The organism is Paraburkholderia sp. (genome assembly GCF_035948235.1).
GTDB lineage: Bacteria > Pseudomonadota > Gammaproteobacteria > Burkholderiales > Burkholderiaceae > Paraburkholderia.
Genome location: NZ_DASZJJ010000163.1, coordinates 1 through 2,738 on the forward strand (window position 1 = coordinate 1; position 2,738 = coordinate 2,738).

General features: G+C 60.8%; 4 protein-coding genes. All 4 read left to right on the forward strand.

All coding sequences use genetic code 11. The features are described 5' to 3' along the window. On the forward strand, positions 1–147 hold a 147-nt coding region (locus VG320_RS14345), incomplete at its 5' end, for an acyloxyacyl hydrolase (protein WP_327200768.1). A gap of 369 nt (positions 148–516) precedes the next feature. Then, positions 517–1,323, forward strand: a complete 807-nt coding sequence (locus tag VG320_RS14350; RefSeq protein ID WP_327200765.1) for an acetoacetate decarboxylase — start codon at positions 517–519, stop codon at positions 1,321–1,323. A gap of 28 nt (positions 1,324–1,351) precedes the next feature. After that, entirely contained in the window at positions 1,352–2,134 is a 783-nt protein-coding gene (locus VG320_RS14355) for a 3-hydroxybutyrate dehydrogenase (protein ID WP_327200766.1), read from the forward strand. Positions 2,135–2,143: 9 nt separating this feature from the next. After that, on the forward strand, positions 2,144–2,738 hold a 595-nt coding region (locus tag VG320_RS14360; protein ID WP_327200767.1), incomplete at its 3' end, for a patatin-like phospholipase family protein.

Consider the following 2,738-nt stretch of genomic DNA (forward strand, 5'->3'; position numbering starts at 1 on the left):
GCGGATATGGTGGGTGTGGGCGCGCAATTCGGCGAACACCAGAACTACCAGGCGGGTTTCCGCTTTCAGCATCTGTCGAATGCCGGGCTCAAGCATCCGAATCCTGGCATCAATTTCAGCCAGATCTACGTGCAGTACAACTTCTGAAGCGAACCTGCACGACCCACGCGCGTCCGTGTCTGCGCGCGACGCGCGTTTTCCATTTTTATCGGCATTATTAGTTGCGTACACAACTAACAAGACGATCGCATTAATCTTGCATTCATTCCCTTATTGCCAGTGAAGCATTCGTTTGATCGATCCGCGCAACGCACCAGATACAAAAACGAAACAAATCAATTCTGGATGTGAAAAGGGCATGATGAAGTCGTGAATAATATACGGGTATTTCCTTTCAAATACCTTCTTAATTGCCAGAATCGCAACGGTGTTTGTCGATCTCGGATCATACCGCGTGGTCCATTCGCCTCTATGATTAGTCGCGACGTTTTACCGCAGCTCAGTCATGAGGACAGCATGGATCTAGCACAAATCCGCCGCGAGGCGTTTGCAATGCCGGTACACAATCCCGCGTATCCGCGCCCGCCGTTTCGCTTCGTCAATCGCGAATACTTCATCATCACCTACGAAACGGACCCCGATGCGCTGCGCGCCATCGTGCCCGAGCCGCTCAAGCCCGAGAACAACCTCGTGCATTACGAGTTCATCCGCATGCCGGATTCGTCGGGTTTCGGCGATTACACCGAAAGCGGGCAGGTCGTCTCGGTGCGCGATCCGCAGGGGCGTCTGGCCAACTACACGCATTCGATGTATCTCGACGATGAAGGCCCGATCGCAGGCGGTCGCGAAATCTGGGGTTTTCCGAAGAAGCTCGCCCGTCCGGTGCTGGGCGTGGACGGCAACGACACGCTGCTCGGCACGCTCGATTACGGCACGCAACGCGTCGCTACTGGCACGATGGGCTACAAGCACCATGTGCTCAACAACGAAGACGAACGCCGCAAGCTCGCCGATACACCCAACTACCTGCTCAAGGTGATCCCGCATGTGGACGGCACGGCGCGCATCTGCGAACTCGTGCGCTTCTATCTGCGTGATGTGACGGTGCTGGGCGCGTGGAGCGGCCCGGCGGCGATCGAACTGCACCCGCACGCGCTGGCGCCTGTCGCGGATCTGCCAGTGCGCCGCGTGGTGGGCGCGCGTCATGTGATTGCGAATCTCACGCTCGATATCGGCGAAGTCGCCTTCGACTATCTCGCGGATACCGCCGCCACAGCAGATAAACCGGCGCGTCAGAGCGACGAAGAACCCGCACTCGTCTAATTTTTAATAGATTCAATAAGGATTACTTATGTCGTTGAAGAACAAGGTCGCCGTGATTACTGGCGCAGCAAGCGGTATTGGTGAACATTGCGCGCGCACGTTCGCGCAGCAGGGCGCGGCGGTCGTGATCGCCGACCTGAACCTCGCCGCAGCAGGCAAGGTGGCCGACAGCATCGTGGCGGCCGGTGGCCGGGCGCTCGCCGTGGCGATGGACGTGACCAATGAAGAAGCCGTGAACGCGGGCATCGAAGAAGCGGCGAAGGTGTTTGGCGGCATCGACGTGCTGGTCTCCAACGCCGGCATCCAGATCATCAGCCCGGTCGACGAATTCGCATTCGGCGACTGGAAAAAGATGCTGGCGATTCACCTCGACGGTGCGTTCCTCACCACCAAGGCCGTGCTCAAGCACATGTACGGCAGCGGCAAGGGCGGTTCGATCGTTTATATGGGCTCGGTGCACTCGCATGAGGCTTCGAAGCTCAAGGCGGCTTACGTGACGGCCAAGCACGGTCTGCTGGGTCTTGCACGCGTGGTCGCCAAGGAAGGCGGCCCGCGTGGCGTGCGCGCCAATGTCGTGTGCCCGGGTTTCGTGCGCACGCCGCTGGTGGACAAGCAGATTCCTGAACAGGCCAAGGCGCTGGGCATCTCGGAGGAGGACGTCGTCAAGAACGTGATGCTCAAGGACACCGTGGATGGCGAATTCACCTCGGTAGACGATGTCGCCAACACGGTCGCATTCCTCGCGGGCTTCGGCTCCAATGCGCTGACGGGCCAATCGGTGCTCGTCACGCACGGCTGGTCGATGCACTAAGGAGTGTCTATGCGCAGCAGCAAAACAATCGCCCATCAAGAGCGCAACTCCGAGCGCAAGCCGTTTGAGCTGCCGCGCTACGACGAAATCGCACTCGTCCTGCAAGGCGGCGGCGCGCTCGGTTCCTATCAGGCCGGTGTGTTCGAAGGCCTGGCGCAGGCGGGTGTGGAACCGCACTGGATCGCGGGCGTGTCGATCGGCGCGCTCAATACGGCGATCATCGCGGGCAATCCGCCCGACCAGCGCGTCGCCGCCTTGCGCGGCTTCTGGGAGTCGATCTGCCATCCGCTGGACTGGTTCGGCAACCTCGGCTCGCTGGCGCTGCCGCTGTTCGGCCACAACGAGCTGGCGCGCCGCTGGGCCAGCATGTGGGCCGCGGGCCGCGCGCTTACCGAAGGTCAGCCCGGCTTCTTCGCGCCGCGCCGGCCGCTGCCGGTGGCGGGTCTGCAGAAAACGCCGCCCAGCGCCGTGAGCTATTACGATACCGCCGCGCTCAAGGCGACTCTGCAACGCTTCGCCGATTTCGACCGCATCAATGACGGCCCGATCCGTGTTTCGGTGGGTGCCGTGAACGTGCGCAGCGGCAACCTGGTGTACTTCGACA

Bases quoted from the DNA above. Each gene is read 5' to 3' on its own strand.
- VG320_RS14350 (WP_327200765.1), top strand. From the start codon at position 517: ATGGATCTAGCACAAATCCGCCGCGAGGCGTTTGCAATGCCGGTACAC.
- VG320_RS14355 (WP_327200766.1), top strand. From the start codon at position 1,352: ATGTCGTTGAAGAACAAGGTCGCCGTGATTACTGGCGCAGCAAGCGGT.